The organism is Mycobacterium sp. (genome assembly GCF_052143115.1).
Lineage (GTDB): Bacteria > Actinomycetota > Actinomycetes > Mycobacteriales > Mycobacteriaceae > Mycobacterium.
The window spans coordinates 31,973-49,462 of record NZ_JBKQTQ010000298.1; the positions used below are offsets into that span (position 1 = coordinate 31,973).

The 17,490-nt window shown below is 67.5% G+C and carries 22 protein-coding genes; 6 read left to right on the top strand and 16 right to left on the bottom strand.

The genetic code is table 11. The features are described 5' to 3' along the window. Positions 1 to 4: 4 nt before the first annotated feature. The gene (locus tag ACLQI9_RS29435) at positions 5 to 1,297 is read left to right on the top strand and encodes an APC family permease (RefSeq protein ID WP_442392554.1); all 1,293 of its coding nucleotides are present in this window, start codon (positions 5 to 7) and stop codon (positions 1,295 to 1,297) included. Here the strand turns inward: ACLQI9_RS29435 and ACLQI9_RS29440 are convergent. From ACLQI9_RS29440 to ACLQI9_RS29460, 5 genes are read right to left on the bottom strand one after another with little or no spacing between them, the layout of a single operon-like run. Continuing rightward, a complete protein-coding gene (locus ACLQI9_RS29440) occupies positions 1,275 to 1,943 on the bottom strand; it encodes a TIGR04282 family arsenosugar biosynthesis glycosyltransferase (protein ID WP_442392557.1) in 669 nt (222 codons plus the stop codon). The two genes, ACLQI9_RS29435 and ACLQI9_RS29440, sit on opposite strands and share 23 nt — an antisense overlap. Next, positions 1,940 to 2,596, bottom strand: coding sequence for a glycosyltransferase family 2 protein (locus tag ACLQI9_RS29445; protein WP_442392559.1), 657 nt, complete (start codon positions 2,594 to 2,596; stop codon positions 1,940 to 1,942). The genes ACLQI9_RS29440 and ACLQI9_RS29445 overlap by 4 nt, the downstream gene beginning before the upstream one ends. Then, entirely contained in the window at positions 2,596 to 3,042 is a 447-nt protein-coding gene (locus tag ACLQI9_RS29450) for a PaaI family thioesterase (protein ID WP_442392561.1), read from the bottom strand. The genes ACLQI9_RS29445 and ACLQI9_RS29450 overlap by 1 nt, the downstream gene beginning before the upstream one ends. A 38-nt stretch (positions 3,043 to 3,080) precedes the next feature. Then, positions 3,081 to 4,124: an NAD-dependent epimerase/dehydratase family protein gene (locus ACLQI9_RS29455; protein ID WP_442392563.1), complete on the bottom strand. Its 1,044-nt coding sequence runs from the start codon at positions 4,122 to 4,124 to the stop codon at positions 3,081 to 3,083. After that, positions 4,121 to 4,897 (bottom strand): S-methyl-5'-thioadenosine phosphorylase, encoded by a 777-nt coding sequence (locus ACLQI9_RS29460; RefSeq protein WP_442392565.1) that lies wholly within the window; start codon positions 4,895 to 4,897, stop codon positions 4,121 to 4,123. Before ACLQI9_RS29460 ends, ACLQI9_RS29455 begins: the two co-directional genes overlap by 4 nt. A gap of 235 nt (positions 4,898 to 5,132) precedes the next feature. On the opposite strand from ACLQI9_RS29460, the gene ACLQI9_RS29465 reads away from it, so the two are divergent. Next, entirely contained in the window at positions 5,133 to 6,005 is an 873-nt protein-coding gene (locus ACLQI9_RS29465) for a 1,4-dihydroxy-2-naphthoate polyprenyltransferase (RefSeq protein ID WP_442392567.1), read from the top strand. Between the two features lie 34 nt (positions 6,006 to 6,039). Here the strand turns inward: ACLQI9_RS29465 and ACLQI9_RS29470 are convergent, their stop codons facing one another. Beyond that, the gene (locus ACLQI9_RS29470) at positions 6,040 to 6,723 is read right to left on the bottom strand and encodes a TetR/AcrR family transcriptional regulator (RefSeq protein ID WP_442392569.1); all 684 of its coding nucleotides are present in this window, start codon (positions 6,721 to 6,723) and stop codon (positions 6,040 to 6,042) included. 132 nt (positions 6,724 to 6,855) lie between these two features. Here ACLQI9_RS29470 and ACLQI9_RS29475 point away from each other — a divergent pair, with 132 nt between their 5' ends. Then, positions 6,856 to 7,161, top strand: coding sequence for a DUF1330 domain-containing protein (locus ACLQI9_RS29475; protein WP_442392571.1), 306 nt, complete (start codon positions 6,856 to 6,858; stop codon positions 7,159 to 7,161). Positions 7,162 to 7,233: 72 nt separating this feature from the next. On the opposite strand, the gene ACLQI9_RS29480 is transcribed toward ACLQI9_RS29475, so the two are convergent. The 3 genes from ACLQI9_RS29480 to ACLQI9_RS29490 form a co-directional block, all read right to left on the bottom strand. Further along, positions 7,234 to 7,803: a Clp protease N-terminal domain-containing protein gene (locus ACLQI9_RS29480; protein WP_442392573.1), complete on the bottom strand. Its 570-nt coding sequence runs from the start codon at positions 7,801 to 7,803 to the stop codon at positions 7,234 to 7,236. A 3-nt stretch (positions 7,804 to 7,806) separates the two neighbouring features. After that, positions 7,807 to 8,025: a helix-turn-helix domain-containing protein gene (locus ACLQI9_RS29485; protein ID WP_442392625.1), complete on the bottom strand. Its 219-nt coding sequence runs from the start codon at positions 8,023 to 8,025 to the stop codon at positions 7,807 to 7,809. Positions 8,026 to 8,114: 89 nt separating this feature from the next. Further along, positions 8,115 to 8,444 carry a DUF4229 domain-containing protein gene (locus ACLQI9_RS29490; protein ID WP_442392574.1) on the bottom strand — a complete coding sequence of 110 codons (330 nt, stop codon included), beginning with the start codon at positions 8,442 to 8,444 and terminating at the stop codon, positions 8,115 to 8,117. Positions 8,445 to 8,491: 47 nt separating this feature from the next. Here ACLQI9_RS29490 and ACLQI9_RS29495 point away from each other — a divergent pair, with 47 nt between their 5' ends. Further along, complete coding sequence (locus tag ACLQI9_RS29495) at positions 8,492 to 8,653, top strand: hypothetical protein (RefSeq protein WP_442392576.1); 162 nt, start codon at positions 8,492 to 8,494, stop codon at positions 8,651 to 8,653. On the opposite strand, the gene ACLQI9_RS29500 is transcribed toward ACLQI9_RS29495, so the two are convergent. The 7 genes from ACLQI9_RS29500 to hemL form a co-directional block, all read right to left on the bottom strand. Beyond that, the gene (locus ACLQI9_RS29500) at positions 8,654 to 9,943 is read right to left on the bottom strand and encodes a MinD/ParA family ATP-binding protein (protein ID WP_442392579.1); all 1,290 of its coding nucleotides are present in this window, start codon (positions 9,941 to 9,943) and stop codon (positions 8,654 to 8,656) included. It lies immediately after the preceding gene. Between the two features lie 90 nt (positions 9,944 to 10,033). Beyond that, complete coding sequence (gene ccsB / locus ACLQI9_RS29505) at positions 10,034 to 11,008, bottom strand: c-type cytochrome biogenesis protein CcsB (RefSeq protein ID WP_442392581.1); 975 nt, start codon at positions 11,006 to 11,008, stop codon at positions 10,034 to 10,036. Next, the gene (locus ACLQI9_RS29510; RefSeq protein WP_442392627.1) at positions 11,005 to 12,570 is read right to left on the bottom strand and encodes a cytochrome c biogenesis protein ResB; all 1,566 of its coding nucleotides are present in this window, start codon (positions 12,568 to 12,570) and stop codon (positions 11,005 to 11,007) included. Before ACLQI9_RS29510 ends, ccsB begins: the two co-directional genes overlap by 4 nt. Before the next feature lie 47 nt (positions 12,571 to 12,617). Continuing rightward, complete coding sequence (locus ACLQI9_RS29515) at positions 12,618 to 13,397, bottom strand: cytochrome c biogenesis CcdA family protein (protein WP_442392582.1); 780 nt, start codon at positions 13,395 to 13,397, stop codon at positions 12,618 to 12,620. Then, positions 13,394 to 14,020, bottom strand: coding sequence for a TlpA disulfide reductase family protein (locus ACLQI9_RS29520; protein WP_442392584.1), 627 nt, complete (start codon positions 14,018 to 14,020; stop codon positions 13,394 to 13,396). The genes ACLQI9_RS29515 and ACLQI9_RS29520 overlap by 4 nt, the downstream gene beginning before the upstream one ends. 2 nt (positions 14,021 to 14,022) lie before the next feature. After that, positions 14,023 to 14,631, bottom strand: a complete 609-nt coding sequence (locus ACLQI9_RS29525; protein WP_442392586.1) for a histidine phosphatase family protein — start codon at positions 14,629 to 14,631, stop codon at positions 14,023 to 14,025. After that, positions 14,631 to 15,926, bottom strand: a complete 1,296-nt coding sequence (gene hemL, locus ACLQI9_RS29530) for a glutamate-1-semialdehyde 2,1-aminomutase (protein ID WP_442392588.1) — start codon at positions 15,924 to 15,926, stop codon at positions 14,631 to 14,633. Before hemL ends, ACLQI9_RS29525 begins: the two co-directional genes overlap by 1 nt. Positions 15,927 to 16,053: 127 nt before the next feature. On the opposite strand from hemL, the gene ACLQI9_RS29535 reads away from it, so the two are divergent. Together ACLQI9_RS29535 and ACLQI9_RS29540 are read left to right on the top strand one after the other, a co-directional pair. Further along, entirely contained in the window at positions 16,054 to 16,341 is a 288-nt protein-coding gene (locus tag ACLQI9_RS29535) for a hypothetical protein (protein WP_442392590.1), read from the top strand. After that, entirely contained in the window at positions 16,342 to 17,436 is a 1,095-nt protein-coding gene (locus ACLQI9_RS29540) for a hypothetical protein (protein ID WP_442392592.1), read from the top strand. The last annotated feature ends 54 nt before the right edge of the window (positions 17,437 to 17,490 follow it).

The window sequence follows — 17,490 nt, forward strand, 5'->3', positions numbered from 1 at the left end:
CGACATGGACGGCCAACGGAATCAATCGGGCCAGCCGGAACTCTCCCGCCGACTCGGCACCGGCGATGCGGTGGTGATCGGGCTGGGATCGATGATGGGCGCAGGAGTGTTCGCCGCCTTCGGCCCGGCCGCGCGCGCCGCCGGCGCCGGGCTGCTGATCGGGTTGGCGATTGCCGCGGCGATCGCGTACTGCAACGCCACCGCCTCGGCGCAGCTGGCGGCGGTTTATCCGACGTCCGGCGGCACCTACATCTATGGGCGCGAACAGCTCGGCCCGTGGTGGGGCTTCGCCGCCGGGTGGGGGTTTCTGATCGGCAAGACTGCGTCGTGTGCGGCGATGGCGCTCACTATCGGCGCGTATGCGCTGCCGGGAGCGTGGTGGGCGCAGCGCCTCGTCGCTGTCACCGCGGTGATCGGGCTGACCGCGCTGAATTACCGCGGTATCACCAAGACAGCGGCATTGGCGCGAATCTTGCTGGCGTGCACGTTTGTTGCCCTTACCGTCGTGGTCATCGGCATCGCGATCGGTGGCATGCAGCTGTCGAATCTGAGCGGTGCGGGCGCCTGGTCGTCGGCAACGTGGTACGGGGTTCTGCAATCGGCCGGGTTGCTGTTCTTCGCGTTCGCCGGTTATGCGCGGATCGCGACGATGGGCGAGGAGGTTCGTGACCCGGCCCGCACCATACCCAGGGCGATCATTGTCGCGTTGGGAATAGCCGTCGTGGTGTATCTGGTCGTCGGGGTCGCGGTGCTGCTGGCAGCGGGACCCGATCGGCTGGCGCGGTCGCCCGCCCCGCTGGCCGAGGCGCTGCGCGCCGCTGGGGCGGTGCCGCTGCTGCCGGTGGTGGCGGTGGGCGCGACGCTGGCCAGTCTGGGTGCGCTGCTGGCGCTGACCGCCGGCATCGGGCGCACCACCCTGGCCATGGCCCGTCACCGGGATCTGCCCGGCTGGCTGGCCGCCGTACATCCGCGCTACCAGGTGCCGCATCGCGCCGAGATCACGGTCGGCGTGGTCGTCTGCGTTCTCGCGGCCACCGTCGATCTGCGCGGCGTGATCGGCTTCTCATCGTTCGGGGTGCTGATCTACTACGCGATTGCTAACGCGTCGGCCTACACCCAGCCGACCACGCAGCGCCGGTGGCCGCGTGTGCTGAACGTGTGCGGGGTCATCGGCTGTCTGCTGCTGGTCGCCACCTTGCCGTGGCAGTCGGTGGTCGTCGGGCTCGGGGTGTTCGCGATCGGCCTGACCGGACGCGCTATCGTCCGGCGATCCTTCACAGACCCGCGGCGCGAGTGACTTCGGCAAACCGACTGCCCGGCCGACATCCCTCACGGACCGCGACCACGTCGTCGGCGACGTCGAAATCAGCCAACTCGTCGAGAAGGGTGACGCCAACACCGTTGCTGCGCAGCGATTTCAGCGTCAACACTCCGGTGTCCGGCTGCGACATCGGGACATAGCGCAGACACTCGGCGAGCCCCGGGGTATGGACCCCGAGCGCCCACCAGCCTCCGTCGCGGGCGAACCCGAGCACCGCCGTCGACTCAGCCAGGCGTCGCCCGCAATCGCCCAGCAGCTCGGCGGTCACCTGCGGGGTGTCCATCCCGATCTGCAGCACCGGATGCCCGTCGACGGCGGCCGCGTCGGCATGCGCGTTGGCCAGCCGGTCGCCGAAGTCGTTGCCGCGCTGATCGATCACGGCGAACGACGCGAGCCGTCGCCGTATCTCGCCAGCGTCGGCGGCGGCGTCGAGCTCGCCGGTGAGCGCCACCACCCGCGTGGCGACCGGCGTGGCCGCAACCGCCTCGAGGGTGTCCAGCAGCGCGGCGGCAGCGATCTGTGCGGCGACCCGGTCGCCGACCGTCGCGGCCAGCCGGGTCTTGGCCTGGCCGGGCACCGGGGCTTTGGCCACCACCAGCAGCGTCACCGGCACGACGGTCAAGAGATCACCTTCCAGAAGTCCAGGATCGCGGTCACACTGCCCCGCAGCGAACCGCTGACCTTCGATTTACCCCCAACACGGGGCCCGTATGCGACGTCATGCTCAACCACCCGCCAGTCGGCCGCGGCCGCGCGCACCAGCAGCTCCAGCGGATATCCCGACCGGCGGTCGCGCACGCCCAGGCTGAGCAGGGCGTCCCGCCGGAAGACCCGCATCGGCGCGATGTCGTGTACCGGAAGGCCGTGCCTGGTGCGTAGCCGCCAGCTCATCATCACCGTGCCCAGCCGCGCTACCCACGGCCAGCGCAACCCCGGCACCGGGCGGCGCCTACCGATCGCCAGGTCGGCGCCACGGTCCAGCTCGCCCACCAGCGCGGGCAAGTCGGCGGGGTCCAGGGAGCCGTCCGCGTCGATCACCGCCACGATCGGCGTCGTCGCCGCCACCACCCCGGCATGCACGGCCGAGCCGTAGCCGTGCCGCGGTTCGGCGACCACCCTGGCGCCGTGGCGGCGGGCCACCTCCGCGGTGTCATCGGTGCTGTTGTTGTCGACCACCAACGCCTGGTAGCCCGCGGGCATAGCGGACAGCACAACCGGCAGCGACTCGGCCTCGTTCAGACACGGCAACACCACCGTCACCAGACCGTCGGCCATCAGTTGGCTTCGGCGACGGCGGTCATGGTGGCGAGGATGGTCGCCACGTGCTTCGAACCGCCGCCGGAGACGGCGTAGGCATCGCCTCGGCAGACAGTGAGATTTCGACCGGGACGGACGACCTCGCCACGCGCTTGCAGGAAGTCACCGACCGCGGGGGCGAGCAAGTTGACCTTGAGCTCCACGGTCAACACGCGCATCCCGGGCGCCATGAGCGTGAATGCCGCGCAACCGCAAGCACTATCAAGGATGGCGATGCCAACCCCGGCGTGGAAGAAGTCGTCCTGCTGGCTCAGTCCCGGCGAGAACGGCACTTCGATCTCGACCGCGCCAGGCTTGATACTTCGAAGCTCAGCGGCGAACGTAGCCATCAGACCCTGCCGAGCGAAGGTCTCACGCACTCGCTGCTCGTAGCCGGGATCACCAGGTTCGAAAGCGGGACTCATGCGCCGAAGAGTACCTGCAACTTCTCGGCCTGCAGATGCTAACCGCGCAGCGGCGCGAACGCGAAGTCGCGCAATCCTTCCCGCGGCTTGACCACTGCCCGGAAACCCAGCACGTCGGCGGCGCGGGCCGGATCGGCGACGATGTGGCGCACGTCGCCGCTGCGATATTGGCCGGTGACGACCGGCGACACAGGGCCCACAGCGGAACCTCGCGCTTCGCAGAGCATCGTCGCCACCTCCATGATGGAAATCGGCTGCCCGGAGCAGACGTTCGCGGCGGTGAAGCCACCGCGGTCAGCCACCACCGCCGCCACATTGGCCGCCGCCACGTCGTCGACATGAACGAAGTCCCGCATCTGGCCGCCATCCTCGAAAACGTTTGGTGGCTCGCCTTTTTCGAGCGCTGAGCGGAAGATCGCGGCGACTCCGGAGTACGGCGTGTCGCGCGGCATGTCGGGGCCGTAGACGTTGTGGTAGCGCAATGCCACCACCGATCCACCCGTCGACTCCGACCACGCCAGCGCGTAATGCTCCTGCGCCGTCTTGCTGGCCGCATAGAGGCTGCGCGGCTGCAGCGGCGCGTCTTCGTCGACCAGCCGCCAGGCCAGTTCCTCCCCGCCGACCGGGCAGCGGTGCTCGAAAACACCGGCATCGAGATCGGCCCGTCGCCGCGGCAGCGGGGCGACCGGCCCGTGCTCGCGGCAGTGGTAGCGGCCTTGCCCGTAGACCACCATCGACGACGCCAGCACCAGACGCGCTACCCCGGCATGGAACATCTGCGCCAGCAGCAGGGCGGTCCCGAAATCGTTGTGGCTGCCGTATTCCGGAGCGTCGGCGGCATTCACGCCGGCACCGACCATCGCGGCCTGATGGCACACCACATCGACGCCGTCGAGCAGCGGGGCCAGCGCGTCGGCGTCGCGGATATCGACGCGTCGACAATCGCGCGGCAGCTCCGCATCGCGTCCGTGCGCGGCGGGCAGCATGGCATCGACGGCGACCACCTCATGATCAGCGGCCCGCAGCGCCGCGCCGACTCGCGAGCCGATGAAACCGGCCGCGCCGGTCAGCAGCACCCTCACGGCTGGTCGAACGGCAGCTGGATACCGGTGTGCGACAGGCATTCTGTGCAGGTGCGTTCGCCGGGGACCTGGCCGACCGCCTCCTGCACGAGTTTCTTGAACGGCTCGATGTTCTTCTCGAATTCGGCGATGACGTCGACGACCTTCACCCCGGCGCCGGCATCGATGCCGGCATCCAAGTCCGTCACCAAAGCGATTGTTGCATAACATATTTCGAGCTCACGAGCGAGCACCGCCTCCGGATAGCCCGTCATGTTGATCAGGGTGAAGCCCGCGGCGGCGAACCACTGACTTTCCGCGCGGGTGGAAAACCGCGGACCCTCGATGACCACCATGGTGCCCCCCTCGACAACGCCGGGCAGCCCGGTGACTGCGGACCGCAACGTCGGGCAGTACGGATCGGCGAAGGACACGTGCGCCGCACCGGAGTCGAAGTAGGTGTCGGCGCGGCGACGGGTACGGTCCACCAGCTGATCGGGCACCACGATGGCGCCCGGCTCGAGTTCAGGCGTCAGGCTGCCGACCGCGCACGGGGCGAAGACCTGCCGCACCCCCAATGCGCGCAGCGCCCACATGTTGGCCCGATACGGCACCTTGTGCGCCGGGTACTGGTGGTTGGCGCCGTGGCGGGGCAGGAACGCGACCTCGTGCTGGCCGACGCCGCCGACCGTAACCGAGGCGCTGGGCTCGCCGAACGGGGTGTCCAGATTGATGGTGCGCGCGCCTGAGTCGAAGAACGTGTAGAAGCCGCTGCCGCCGATTACTCCGATCATCTACGCCCTCCTCCTCATCGCTCCGCTCTGCATCGTCGCCGGCGGTCATCCACGCCGCTCCTCCTCCTCGCTCCGCTCTGCATCGTCGCCGGCGGTCATCTACGCCGCTCCTCCTCATCGCTCCGTCCCCCGCAAGCGGGTGGGGGTACCCCCAGCCGCGCAGCGGCGAGGGGGCGTACCCCCTACCGGCGGGCGTCCGCTCATTGTCGTGCACGACGCATGCAACGATCGACGGGTGGCCAGTTTTGCGCAATGGGTCGCGGGCGCGCGACCGCGGACCCTACCGAACGCAATCGCGCCGGTGATCGCGGGTACTGGCGCCGCCGCCTGGCTGCACGCGGCCAACTGGTGGAAGGCGCTGCTGGCTTTGGCCGTCGCGGTCGCGTTGATCATCGGGGTGAACTTCGCCAATGACTATTCCGACGGCATCCGCGGCACCGACGATGAACGCGCCGGTCCGTTGCGCCTGGTGGGCTCGCGGCTGGCGACGCCGCGGTCGGTGCTGACGGTGGCGGTGCTCAGCATGAGCGTCGCGGCGGTGGCCGGGTTGGCGCTGGCTGTTACTAGCGCGCCGTGGCTGATCGCTGTCGGCGCGTTCTGCATCGCCGGAGCGTGGTTGTACACCGGCGGATCAAAACCATACGGCTATGCGGGTTTTGGCGAGCTGGCGGTATTCGTGTTCTTCGGGCTGGTCGCGGTGCTCGGCACCCAGTACACCCAGGCGTTGCGGGTGGACTGGGTGGGCCTGGTGCTGGCGGTGACGACGGGCGCGCTGTCGTCGGCGGTGTTGGTGGCCAACAACCTGCGGGATATCCCCACCGACGCACAGTCCGGCAAGCTCACGCTGGCGGTGCGCCTCGGCGACACCGGAACTCGCAGGCTCTATCAGTCGCTGCTGGTAATCGCCGCGGTGTTGACCCTCGCGCTGACAGCGGCGACACCGTGGTGTGCGTTCGGTCTGGTGGCCACGCCGTTGGCACTGAGGGCCGCGGCGCCGGTGCGATCCGGTCGGGTGGGTGCCGAGCTGATTCCGGTACTGCGCGACACCGGCCTGGCGATGCTGGTCTGGTCGATCGCGGTGGCGGCCGCGTTGACGCTGGCGGCCTGAGCGGGCAAACGCGCCTTGCCGGCCGCCAGAGTTCTCATGCAGTGGGATCGGCTAATTTCGCGACAGCGTTGCCGACGTCGATCTTCGGGTCGAGTCGGGCGGCGCAATGTAACGACGTGATGAGGAGTTCGACGACCACTTCCACCATTGCGTCGGGATCAAACGGCCGCTCGTTCTTCAGCCAGTAGGTGGTGGCCTCATCGAGGGCCCCCGCGCAGGAGCGCAGCATCAATCGCAATGCCGGGCGGGCGAGGTCGAGTTCGAGTAGCTGAGCCGTCCATTCGATGGTGTGCCAGCGTGACTGATCGAAGATTTGCCACGCCTCCGGGTCGCCGCCGCTCCCGCCAAGGACCAATCGCAGCGCCAAGTCGTCGTGCTCGCTGAGGTATTCCAGGTGGGCGCGCAACATTCGTCGAAACTGCGTCCCGGGAGAGCCATCACCAGATGGCGGTGTAGTGGCGGCGTTCAGCCTGTTGGCCGCGTCGCGCAGCGCCTCAAGGTAGATGCCGCGCTTGTTCTCGAAATAGTGGAACAGCAGACCCTGGGCTACACCTGCGGTTTCGGTGATGTCGATGGTCGCGACGTCGTCGAAGTGACGCGCGGAGAAGTGCTCGACAGCGGCTTCGAGAAGCTTGCGCCGGGTCAGTTCAGCCTGCACCTGCCGTTGCGTCGCGCGTCGTGGCGTCTGTCGAGTCACTTTGGCGTTGCTGGCAGTCACTGGTAGATCGTGCGCCAAGAGGGCCGGTGAGGACAACTCAACGAAGGAAACTCATAGAGTCATACTCATTGACACTGACTCAATCAATGCTTACGTTGTCTGCATCGGACACAGCTAACGAGGAGACCGCTTATGCCCGAAGTCAAGGCATTCGTCATCGTGCAAATCGCGATCAACGACCGGGATGGCTACCACAGCTACGAAACTGCCGGGCACCAAGAGATCTTCGACAAGTTCAGCGCAAAGCTGGTCGGCGTCGACGAGCAGGTGGAAGCCGTCGAAGGAAGCTGGCCCTTCACCCGAACCGTGATCATCGAGTTTCCAAGCAAGGAGCTCGCGCGGGCCTGGTATGACTCCGACGAATACCAGGCGGTGGTTGGTTTGCGCCACCGCTCCACCACATCGAACCTGGTAATCGTTTCCGGCTACCCCGGATGAGTGCGAGAAATCGCTGACGCTGATCTCGCTGGCCTTGACGATGACATCGGCGAAGACTTCGGTCGCAGATAATTACGCGGCCTTCTCGAGCAGTTTGACGACCGCCGCGCGCAATTGCGCCGTGTAGACGTGCTCGGTGATCAATCCGACGGCCGCGTTGTCGCCACCTCGCAGGATGCCGAGCAGCAGGTGCTCGCAGCGGATCTCGTTGTCTTTATGCGCCAATGCTTCTCGCAGGGCGAGTTCGAGCACCTTTTTGGCCCCGGGGCTGAATGAGATATGCCCCCGTGGTCGGCGCCGTCGCCCCGACCGGGACAGGGCGTTGTCGAAGGCATCGGTGCCGAAGGTGCGAGCGACGCTGTCGCGAACGGCCCGCAGGTCAATACCGATGGTGCTCAGCGCATCGGCATCCTCGTCGAACGACTGGTCGCCGGTTGACGTTTCGGCAAGCCGCGCCCGCACAACCTCGGCGGTCAGCCCGTAGCCGGTCAACACCGCCGAGAGCTCCTCCCCTGCGGCCTGCAGGATTCCGAGAAGCAGGTGCTGCGAACCGGTTTCGCGGTCGCACAGTTCGCGGGCCTCTTCCTGGGCCAGCATGACCGCAACCCGGGCATTGCGGGCGAACCGCTGAAACGGTCTCATCGGTCATCTCCTCCGGTTGTATTTCTGGTGCACCGCCTGCCGGCTCACGCCCAGCGCGTTGGCGATCGCCTGCCAGCTCCAGCCCTGCTCGCGCGCGTTGGCGACGTGGATCGCCTCCAACCGCTCCTGTAGCCGCTGCAGTGCACGCACCGCGCGCAACCCGACTGCGGGGTCGGCGCTGCCTGCGGCGTCCGCGGCGGTACCCAGCGACAGGTCGGACAGTTCACTCACGAGTGTCAACATAACTTGACACTCTCCAGCCTGTCAAGGAACGTTGACAGGCGAGCGTAAACGGTGCCCGGGAAGCGTTTTCAGTCGGAGGTGTCAGAGTCGGCGTCGGGCGGTGCCTCGCCGCGCAGCCTGGCCCGCAGCTGCTCGCGGTCGCGGCGCCGGCGCTCGGTGGCTACCTCGAGGCCGGCGGTGGCCCGCCGCCGTAGCGGACCGAACAGCCAGATGCCCAGCGGCATTGCAATGATGAGGGCAAACAAGATGGCGATCACCACCGGGAACTCTCGCACGCCAAACAGTCGTCCCGCGCCGTAGATCACCGCGGTGAGCACCGCCACCAAAACCAGCCGGGCCGCGACATAAAGCAGGACGCCGGCGACGGCGTGACCCGCTGAGCTCTGAGCCTTTGGCACCATGCGAGCCTAAGACGCCGCGTATATTCAGACCAAGGAGGTGTTGAGTGCTGTACCTGCTCCTCGTCCTCGCTCTCGGGACGCTGATCTACGTCGGCTGGCGCGCGATCCGTTCACAGGTCAACCGGCAGAAGACTCGCGTTATCGGCCCCGACGACGATCCGGACTTCCTGTGGCGGCTAAGCCACGGTGACAACAACCCGCGTTAGCTAGATGAAGTGCTCGTTGGATCGGCGCTGATCGCTCGGAAAACCGTCGGCGACAACGGCTGCCAGTTCGATGAGCGCTTCCCGAGTTTCCCGCTTCAGCCGATCCAGGCTGATCTCCGCACCCTCCTCGAGATGCGGGTCGAACGGCACCAGGCGCACCGCGCGGCAGCGCCGCGAGAAGTGATCGACCACTTTCTGCATGTCGACTTTGCCTGAGCGGGGCCGCACCGCGTTGATGACCGCGATCGAATTGCGGACCAGGTCCTCGTGGCCGTGCGCGTCGAGCCAGTCCAGCGTCGCTGACGCGCTGCGCGCGCCGTCGATCGATCCCGAGCTGACCACGATCAAGGCGTCGGCCTTGTCCAGCACCGACGTCATCGCCGAATGCAGAAGGCCGGTCCCGCAGTCGGTGAGCACCAGTCCGTAGAACCGCTCCAGGATTTCCAGCGTCTGCGCGTAGTCGTCGGCGCTGAACGCCTCCGACATCGCCGGATCGCTTTCCGAGGCCAGCACTTCCAGCCGGCTCGGGCCCTGTGAGGTGTAGCTGCGAACATCGCTGTAGCGCTCGATGCCCTCGACGTCGCGCAACAGGTGGCGCACGGTGGCCGGCGTCTCCAACGGCACTTTTTGACTCAGCGTGCCGCGATCGGGGTTGGCGTCCACGGCCACCACCCGGTCGCCGCGAATCGACGCGAAGGTCGCCCCAAGCGTGGCGGTGATGGTGGTTTTGCCGACGCCGCCCTTCAGCGAGAGCATCGCGATGCGGTAGCAACCCCGCAGCGGTCTGTTGACCTGCACGATCAGGTCGTTGTAGCGCATGATCCGTGGGCTTTCGCCCACGTTGATCAGCTGCCCTGACAAGAGGTAAAGCCACCGACGCCAGCCCTCCGACGGCGGCGGCTTGACCTGCCGCAACAGCGTGCTGGTGGACAGTTCCGGATACCGGAACGGCGGCAAGGCGGCCTCCGGGTGTCCAGCGTCCGCCTGCGAGGCCGATGGCGGCGGTCCTCCATAGTTGCCGTAGACCCGCCGGGGCGAATCGACGACCCGCGGAAGTCCTTGGTAGGGCGTGGCTGCCCAGGCCCGTGGTTCGACGCGGGTCTCGGGGGGCGGCACGCCCCGCGTCTGCGCCTCGCTGAACCGCCGCTCGGTGCGGAACCCGGCAAACGCCCTGGTCGGCGGCTCGCTGGCCGGCGGTGGTGGCGGCTGCGGCGGCAGCTGGGTGGTCGGATGGTCTTCGTGACCATGCGATACCCCCGCATTCTGCGTCGGATGCTCAGACACGTGCACTTCCCCTTGTTGCAACACTTGGGTCGCTTGTTGACGAACGGTCCGGTAACCGAACATATCGTGGCGCCGATCGGCCCCCCCGATGTCGGCCTAACCCACCCCAGCATAGGAGTGCAGGCCAACCGTCACCAGGTTGACGAAGAACAGGTTGAACACCATGGCCACGAAACCGACCACGTTGATCCAGGCCGCTTTCCTGTCCCGCCACCCCGCCGTCGACCGAGCATGCAGGTAGGCGGCGTAGACCACCCAAGCAATGAACGCCACCGTCTCCTTGGGATCCCAGCCCCAATACCGGCCCCAGGCCTGCTCGGCCCAGATCGCGCCGAATATCACACCGAAGCCGAACACCGGGAACGCGAAGATCGTGGTCCGGTAGGCGATTCGATCCAGCGTCTGCGCGTCCGGCAACCGCTGCACCATCCGGGCAAGCGCACCCGGCGTATCCGGCTCGCCCAGCCGCGAAGTCCGCAGCAAAAACAGGATGCTGGCCACGCCCGCGACGAGGAACACCCCCGAACCCAGGCTCACCACCGACACATGGATGGGCAGCCAGTACGACTGCAGTGCCGGCATCACCGGTGCGGCGTTGGTGTAGAGCCAGCGCCCTGACACCGTCAGCAAAATCAGCACCGGCAGCAGCAGAAAAACCCACAGCGGACGGTACTGCGGTCGGCGCAACACAATCGCGCCTGCAACCAGGCCGCAAAAGCAGGTCAGGTTGATGAACTCGTACATGTTGCCCCACGGCACCCGCACGGTGGCCAGACCGCGCAGCACGATGCACAGCAGCAACAGGCCGATGCCGGCGTAGACCAGGATCAGCCCGGCCCGCCCGACGCGTTCGTCGAACGGCCGACGTGCGACATCCAGCACGACGCCCGGCGTCGCGCTGTCGGCGGCCACCGATCCGGCGCTGACCAGCTCACGTTCGGCACGGCGGCTGCGGGCATAGGCGAGTTCGACGGCCAGCAGCAACAAGGCGACGACCAGCACCACCACCGCGGAAGTGAACGCCCAATCCGAATTGCGCGCCAGGCCGAGGTGGACATGCGCGGTGTTCATTCGAGGCTCCTTGCGGTCCCGACGGGCTCAACAGCAGCGGCGGCCGGCGCATCAAACCCGTCGATCAACCGGCCGGTTAGCCGCTCGAATTCGTCGCCCCAGCCGGAGTTGTCCGTCCGCGCCAGGCCGCCTAGCTCGACGTTCACCGTACCGGCTGCGGTCGGTATGAGCCGGACCCACACCCGCCGTCGGCGCACCAGCAGCGACACCACCAACCCGGCCATCATCGTGATGGCGAACACCAGCACCCAGATCTGCCCGGGGTCGTGTGAGACCTGCAGGTTGACGAACGGGACGGCGCCGTCGAAACGCACGACTGTGCCCGCCGCCGGGCCCTGATCGAGCCGCACGCTGTGGCCGACCCGCAGGTTGATCCGTTTGACCCGGGCGAGCCGGTGCTGGTCGATGAGACGCGGATCCAGGGTGTACAGCGACTGCGGCCGGCCGGTGTCCAGGCCGGTGTCACCGGAATAGATGTCGACGGCGACCGCCGGGGCATTCAGCGCGGGAAAGCTCGACGACAGCAAGGTGCCCTCGAGCTGCTCCGTCGGCGCGAGCAGACCCTGGATGGCGATCTGGTGTTTGCGACGTTCGCCGGCGTCGGGATACGCCCCGGCCGGCGGGTCGATGCGCGCCACGCCCGACGACAGCAGCGTTCGGGGGTTGTCGGGTCGCCACTGCACCGTCGAGGTGCGAGCCTGCCCGTCGGGAAAGGTCACGGTGAACGTCGGCGCATAGCCGTGGCCCTGCAAATAGACCCGGTTGCCGCCGACGCGCAGCGGGTGGTTGACCTCCAGCCGATAACGTCGCCAACTGTCGTTGGCGAGGTCGCGCCCGGCCTGGTAGTCGATGTCGGCGGCGAACGACGTGGCCTGCCCCGAGGACAGGTAACGCGCGTCAAAGTCTTTGACGCGCAAGCAGATCGGATACAGCGACGTGCCGTCGACGGTGTTGCCGGCCCGAAACGAGTCGAAGGCGGCAGGCGATGCCGAGCAGAAACCGGGACCGCCGTCGGCGATCACGACGACGTTGCCCTCGTAGCCGAACAACTTGCCGGCGGCGACCGCCACCAGCAGACCCACCAGCGAGAAATGGAACACCAAGTTGCCGAATTCGCGGAGATAGCCCTTCTCGGCGGAGATTTCGATGGCGCCCTCAACAGTGCCGGCGCTGCGGGCGATCTTGCGCCAACCCCGCAACCGGCCGGCCAGCGTCGCCGCCAGCTGGTCGGGTTCGCCGACAATCGTGGCGGTGGCGTGCTTGGGCAACCGGGCCAGGTTGCGCGGAGCCGGCACCGGCGTGGCTCGCATGCTCCGGGCATGCTCGATGATCCGCGGCGTCAGGCAGCCCACCAGCGACACGAACAGCAGCGTGTAGATGGCGGTGAACCAGAAGCTGCCGAACACGTTGAACGCCTGCAGCCGATCAAGCCACGGCCCGATCATCGGGTGGGCGGCCAGGTAGTCTGCGACCTTGCCGGCGTTGAGGCTGCGTTGCGGTAGCAGCGCGCCGGGCACCGCACCCAGAGCCAGCAGAAACAACAGCACCAGCGCGGTACCCATCGAGGTCAGCGCGCGCCAGGTGTTGCGGGTCAGGGCCAAAAGCCGGGTCAAATCGGCAACCTCACGTCGGAGACGAACGCGTCGCGCAGCCAGGATATGAACTCGTTCCACACACCGCTGACCAGCGCGACGCCGACGACGATCAGCAGCACGCCGCCGAAAATCTGCAGCGCTCTGGTGTGCCGGCGCAGCCAGTCGAGGCCGGCGACCGCGGACGCCGATCCGAACGCCAACAAAACGAACGGGATGCCCAAGCCCAGGCAGTAGGCAATCGTCAACACGATCCCGCGGGCCACACTCGCCCCGTCGGTAGCAGAAGCGACGGTGATCACCCCGGTCAGCGTCGGCCCCAGACACGGTGTCCAGCCCAGTGCGAACACCGCACCCAGCAGCGGCGCTCCGGCCACCGTCGACAACTGCCGCGGCGCGAACCGAACCTGACGCTGCAGCGCCGGAACGTATCCCACGAACACCAGGCCCATCACGATGGTCAGCGCGCCGCCTAGCCGCTGCAACACCAGCTGATCGGTGATCAACGTGGTGGTCATGCCCAGCACGGCGACCGTGCCAAGCAGGAACACCAGGGTGAACCCGGCGACGAACAACGCCGCCGACCCGGCGACCCGCCACCGCGCCGCGGGTGGTGCCTTGAGTGCACCGGGCTGCGGCTGCTCGTCGACACCGACCACCGCGGCCAGATACGACAGATAGCCCGGGACCAGCGGCACCACGCACGGCGACGCGAACGACACCAGCCCGGCCAGCAGGCACACCGCCAACGCCACCAATATTGGCCCGGCAGAGGCGATTTCGGTGAAGCCGGTCATTGCGCTCTCGGTGGTGCCGGCTGCTCGGCGGGTTCAGACGCGATTCGTTGCACCACCGGCTGCAGGTCCTCGGCGAGCAGTTCACGCAGGAAGACCGCCGCGACCCGGTGGCTGCGGTCAAGCACCAGGGTGGACGGGATGACGGTGGTGGGGTATTTGCCGCCGAACGCGATCATGGTGCGCATCGCCGGGTCGTAGATCGACGGGAACGTCACGTTGCGGTCTTTGACGAAGTCCTGGGCCGCTTGCCGGTTGTTGTCGCGGACGTCGATGCCCAGCAGCGTGACACCGTCGGCGCGGGTGGCGTTGTACACGTGCTGCAGCTGGGTGACCTCGGCTCGGCACGGGCCGCACCACTGGCCCCAGACATTGATGACGACGACCTTGCCGGCAAAGGGGCCGGCGGGGTCGTCGACCGACACGGTGCGCGACGGGTCCGTCAGCTCGGGGCCGGCGACCGGTCCGGGTCGACCGCGGTGGTCGGGCGGGTCGTAGTAGATGTCGGTTTTGCCGCCGGGAGCGACGAATTCGAAGGTGCCGCCCTGAGCGACCGCGTCGTCGCCGCTGGAGCAGCCGACCAGCAGCCCGGCCACCGCGGTCGCGACGAACGCCAGCCGCCGCATGGTCAGCCGCCCGCCGGCTCGCTGTACAGCACGTCGACCAGCCGCTCGCCGTCGTACACCAGGGACGTCACCGACGCGACCGCGCACTGGCGGCGCCGTGGATCGTGCCAGAGCCGCTTGCCGGTCAGGTACAGCCGCTCGGTCCACACCGGCAGCTGGTGGCTGACGCACACCGCCTCGTGACCGGCGGCCCGCGCGCGGGCCTTGTCCACTGCGGTCGTCATCCGGGCCGCGACCTGTTTGTACGGCTCACCCCAGGACGGGGTGAACGGGTTGCGCAGCTGCCACCAGAACCGTGGGTCGCGCCAGGCGCCGTCGCCGGGGCCTAACCGCTTGCCTTCGAAGAAGTTTGCCGACTCGATCAGGTCGGGGTCGGTGTCCACCGTCAGGTCGTGACGGGCGGCAATGGGCGCGGCGGTCTCCTGCGCCCGCTGTAGCGGCGAGGCGATGACCGCGACGATGTCGCGATCGGCCAGCGCATTGGCCACCGCTTGGGCTTGTCGGATTCCCTTGTCGGACAGGCGGAATCCGGGCAGCCTGCCATACAGCACACGCTTGGGGTTGTACACCTCGCCGTGGCGCACCAGGTGGATTCGGGTCTGTTCGGCCATTAGGGCTTGCTCTCCTTGGCTGCGGCGGCGGCCGCGGGCAGCCCCTCGGCGATCCGGGCGAAGGCAGCATCGTCGAGCGCCGCCGAGACGAACCACGCCTCGAAAGCACTGCACGGCGGGTAGACACCGCCGTCCAGCAGGGCGTGAAAGAAGGACGGGAAGCGCCACGTCTCGCTGGCCCGCGCGGACGCGAAATCGGTTACCGGCGCCTCGCCGAAGAACACGCTGAGCATATTGCTGGCCCGCGGAATCTGATGCGGCACACCAGCATCCGTCAGAGCCTCGGAGAGCAGGCCGGCCAGCCGGTCGGCGTTGACATCCAGCGCCGCATATACCGCGTCGTCAGCAGCCCGCAACGTCGCCAGCCCGGCGGCCATCGCCACCGGATTGCCGGACAGCGTGCCGGCCTGATACACCGGCCCCAACGGCGCCAGCCGTTCCATCACCTCAGCGCGCCCGCCGAACGCCGCAGCAGGCAGCCCGCCGCTCATCACCTTGCCGAAGGTGAACAGGTCGGCGTTCACCGGATCGATTCCGTACCAACCGCTTCGGCTGACCCGAAACCCGGTCATCACCTCGTCGACGATGAGCAGCGCGCCGTGCGCGGCGGTGATCTCGCGCAGCGCCGCGTTGTAACCCGGCGCGGGCGGGACAACGCCCATGTTGCCGGGGCTGGCCTCGGTGATCACCGCGGCGATCTGGTCACCGAACCGGGCGAAACTCTGCTGCACTGCGTCAATGTCGTTGTACGGCAACACAATCGTGTCGGCCGCGCTGGCGCCGGTGACGCCGGGTGACGACGGCAGGCCCAGCGTGGCGACCCCGGAGCCGGCGTCGGCGAGCAAGGCGTCGACGTGGCCGTGGTAGCAGCCGGAGAACTTGACGACCTTGGCGCGGCCGGTAAAGCCGCGGGCCAGTCGCACCGCGCTCATGGTGGCCTCGGTGCCGGAGTTGACCAGACGTATCCGCTCCACCGGTGGCACCCGGTCGATGATCTCTGCGGCCAGTTCGGTTTCGGCGGGTGTCGGCGCTCCGAACGACAACCCGGTGGTGGCGGCCTTGGCGACGGCGCCCACCACCGACGGGTGGGCGTGGCCCAAAATCATCGGTCCCCACGAGCAGACCAGGTCGACGTAGCGGTTGCCGTCGGCGTCGGTGAGCCAGCAGCCGTGGGCTTCGGTGATGAAGCGGGGGGTGCCGCCGACTGCCTTGAAGGCCCGCACCGGTGAGTTCACCCCGCCCGGAATGACCGCGCATGCGTCGTCGAATAGCTTCGCCGAGGCGTCGGTATGCACGTCCTCTAGTGTCCCAGCTGCTGCGACCGGCTTCACTACAGGGTGTAGTTGTTGCCCTACCCCCTCAACCTCACGGGCCACACCAAGGTGAAGTGTCCCGGCGCCGCTGTTCGGTTAGGTTGCCCACGTGGGCAAGTTGCGAGTCAGCGCCGATGACGTTCGGGCCACGGCGGCCTACTACCAGGCGTCAGCAGGGAGGCTGACCGGCGACACGTCAACCGGTGCGGGGCAGTCGTTTCAGCCCAGCGCGGCTGCGGTGCAGGCGGTGCACGCCGGTACGGCAATGACGCGAGCGGCGCTTTCGGCGCGGACGGCGGCTACCGGGATGAGGGTTGCTGAGGCGGATGCCCGCTATCTCCAGAACGAGGCCGAATCAGCGGTCAAGCTCCAACTGGTGGGCCTCCAGGGGGTGTAGATGGACGTGGGCACCCCGCTGCCGACCCTGTCGCAAATACGGAACTGGGACACCGAGCACCTGAGTCAGGCGGCTGATTACTGGGAGGCCGAGGCGGAGCGGTGGGAGACCGCCTACGAGCAGAACTACCAGCGTCTTGCCGAGACCGACTGGCAAGGGCAGGGCCGCGAGGCCGCGTTGGAGCGCGCCGGGCTTGATTTGGTGAAGGTCCGCGGCCCTGCCTGGCAGATTCGGGAGGCGGCGACAGCTGCCCGTTACGGGTTTGCCCAACAAATCGGTGCCAAAGAGTGGGCGTTGGATGCCGTTGCCGACGCCGAGCAAGCTGGTTTCAGCCCAACAGAAAACCTGTCGGTCACCGATCGCCAAACCGGCGGCGGCGCCGCAACACGGGCCGCTCGGCAGGCCGAGGCCCAAGCCCTGGCCGGCCAAATCCGCCATCGGGCCGCGTTGCTGGTCACCAGCAACCAGGAGATCGCCACCAAAATCACCGCCGCCGCCGGCAACATCGGCGAATTCAGCTTCGACGAGCCCACCGGCATCGCGACCACACCATCGACGCAGAAAAACAACGGGATTCAACTCGTCGACAACAAGTCTTGGAAGGAAGACCCCCCGCCACCGCCACCACCACCCCGGCCCCACCCAGATCTGCCTCCCGAGGGTGTTCGCCCTCCCATTCCGGGAAAGCTGACGCCGGGACCAGCCAGTCAATCTAGAGCACGGCGTTTTGGCGGCAAGAGTCTCTGGGACGAAAACGGTGGTGAGTGGCGGTATTTTCCGGGTGACGAATACCGTAATCCGCATTGGGACTACAACCCGCACGACCGGAACAACCCCGAGTGGGAAAACATTCCTATAGGGGGACTTCCGCCGCACAAAGAAATGCCAGGTTCGCCGGCGCCACAGTTCCCTCCGATGGACATGCCAGACCCGCCGGCCGCGCCGGCTCCGATATACACGCCACCACCGGGAGGGCCAATCATTAACTTGCCACCGATCTCACACGACGACGCCGCGAAAGCGGGCACAGCGACGGGGCTAACCGGGATCGCGGGAATTTTGGCCTGGCTTTCCTTAATTCTCGAACAGAATTGACCCCATCCTACCAACCACAATGACACCGCCGACCTCAGTGACGCCGTCCCGGAC

What these genes read in the sequence shown, in the direction of transcription:
- ACLQI9_RS29435 (WP_442392554.1), top strand. Translation starts at nt 5, where the DNA reads ATGGACGGCCAACGGAATCAATCGGGCCAGCCGGAACTCTCCCGCCGA.
- ACLQI9_RS29445 (WP_442392559.1), bottom strand. Translation starts at nt 2,596, where the DNA reads ATGGCCGACGGTCTGGTGACGGTGGTGTTGCCGTGTCTGAACGAGGCC.
- ACLQI9_RS29480 (WP_442392573.1), bottom strand. Translation starts at nt 7,803, where the DNA reads ATGAGACCGTTTCAGCGGTTCGCCCGCAATGCCCGGGTTGCGGTCATG.
- ACLQI9_RS29540 (WP_442392592.1), top strand. Translation starts at nt 16,342, where the DNA reads ATGGACGTGGGCACCCCGCTGCCGACCCTGTCGCAAATACGGAACTGG.
- ACLQI9_RS29515 (WP_442392582.1), bottom strand. Translation starts at nt 13,397, where the DNA reads ATGACCGGCTTCACCGAAATCGCCTCTGCCGGGCCAATATTGGTGGCG.
- ACLQI9_RS29525 (WP_442392586.1), bottom strand. Translation starts at nt 14,631, where the DNA reads ATGGCCGAACAGACCCGAATCCACCTGGTGCGCCACGGCGAGGTGTAC.
- ACLQI9_RS29450 (WP_442392561.1), bottom strand. Translation starts at nt 3,042, where the DNA reads ATGAGTCCCGCTTTCGAACCTGGTGATCCCGGCTACGAGCAGCGAGTG.
- ACLQI9_RS29520 (WP_442392584.1), bottom strand. Translation starts at nt 14,020, where the DNA reads ATGCGGCGGCTGGCGTTCGTCGCGACCGCGGTGGCCGGGCTGCTGGTC.
- ACLQI9_RS29510 (WP_442392627.1), bottom strand. Translation starts at nt 12,570, where the DNA reads ATGGGTACCGCGCTGGTGCTGTTGTTTCTGCTGGCTCTGGGTGCGGTG.
- ACLQI9_RS29460 (WP_442392565.1), bottom strand. Translation starts at nt 4,897, where the DNA reads ATGATCGGAGTAATCGGCGGCAGCGGCTTCTACACGTTCTTCGACTCA.
- ACLQI9_RS29475 (WP_442392571.1), top strand. Translation starts at nt 6,856, where the DNA reads ATGCCCGAAGTCAAGGCATTCGTCATCGTGCAAATCGCGATCAACGAC.
- ccsB (WP_442392581.1), bottom strand. Translation starts at nt 11,008, where the DNA reads ATGAACACCGCGCATGTCCACCTCGGCCTGGCGCGCAATTCGGATTGG.